This is a genomic window from Hymenobacter sp. B1770, assembly GCF_049896385.1.
Lineage (GTDB): Bacteria > Bacteroidota > Bacteroidia > Cytophagales > Hymenobacteraceae > Hymenobacter.
In genome coordinates this window covers 1-1,257 of sequence record NZ_JAFCUF010000035.1, presented here as the reverse complement: position 1 = coordinate 1,257, position 1,257 = coordinate 1, and the positions used below count along the sequence as shown (strand labels likewise).

Annotated in this window: 1 protein-coding gene and 1 pseudogene; one reads left to right on the top strand and one right to left on the bottom strand. The window is 61.7% G+C overall.

The genetic code is table 11. The annotated features are described in order from the left end of the window. Positions 1–701: IS481 family transposase (locus tag ACP7AJ_RS21265; RefSeq protein ID WP_426062243.1), on the top strand; the 701-nt coding region annotated here is incomplete at its 5' end. Positions 702–882: 181 nt separating this feature from the next. Here the strand turns inward: ACP7AJ_RS21265 and ACP7AJ_RS21260 are convergent. Further along, positions 883–1,257, bottom strand: a pseudogene (locus ACP7AJ_RS21260) (heavy metal translocating P-type ATPase); the annotation flags it as partial.

Below are 1,257 nucleotides of genomic sequence, written 5' to 3'. Positions count from 1 at the left end.
ATTGCCTGTATGCGCTGCAGGCCACGATTCCGCACTTGTCGCGCTCGGCCCTGCACCGCTGCTTCCAACGCCACGGCATCAGCCGCCTGCCCCTCGCCGAAGACGGGCAAAGCCGGCCAAAGAAGAAATTCAAGGACTACCCCATCGGCTACCTGCACGTCGATTTTGCGGAAGTGCAGACCGAAGAAGGCCGACAGTATCTCTTCGTGGCCATCGACCGCACCAGCAAGGTGGCCTTTGCCGAGCTGCACCCCCGCGCCAAACGGGTCGTAGCCGCTGAATTTCTGCGGCGCGTGCTCGACAAGCTGCCCTACAAAGTGCACACGGTCCTGACCGATAACGGCGTCCAGTTCACGCCGCAGGCCCACCAGTTCCTGCCGGGTGGGCACAGTTTTGACCGCATCTGCCGCCAATACGGCGTGGAGCACCGCCTGACCAAACCAGCGCACCCGTGGACCAACGGCCAGGTCGAGCGCATGAACCGCACCATCAAAGAAGCGACCGTTCAGCGCTTTCACTACCAGAACACCGACGAGCTAAACGAGCACTTGCAAGCCTTTTTGCTCGCCTATAACCACGCCAAGCGCCTGAAGACCTTGCGCGGGCTCACCCCACACGAATTCGTGTGCGCCCAATGGCAGGCCAACCCCACTATCTTTACCCGAGACCCGACCCACCTCACGCTGGGACTATACATTTAGCAGGCTGATGCCGATAAGCAGGAAAATAATGGTCATGGCAGTGAGCGATGTAGAGACGCGACCCTTGGCTACGCCGACCTTCGGTTCGCGTCTCGGCGTTGAATGATGTTTGCACGATGTCTGAACGGCGTGGTCCCGGAGACGCGAAGGGTCGCGTCTCTACATCGTTAATGAATTCCGATTACAGCCCGCGGCGGTGCGCGGCGTAGCGCACCAGCAGGGTAGCAAACACCATCACACTGAGCGAACTGATTGGCATGAGGATGGCCGAGGCAATGGGCGTGAGCAGGCCCTGCACTGCTAGGCTCAGGCCGATGCCGTTGTAGCAAAAGGAGAGCCCAAACGTGGCCAGCACGATGAAGCGGCAGTCGCGGGCGAAGCGCAGGATGGTGGCCAACCGACCAAAGCTGCCTGCTTCCAGAATGGCGTCGCAGGCGGGGGAGAAGTTGGTGAGCGTCTCGGTGAGGGCAATGCCGACGTCGGCCCGCTGCAGGGCGGCGGCGTCGTTGAGGCCGTCGCCTACCATCACCACGCGCCGGCCCTGCTGCTGCAAGTT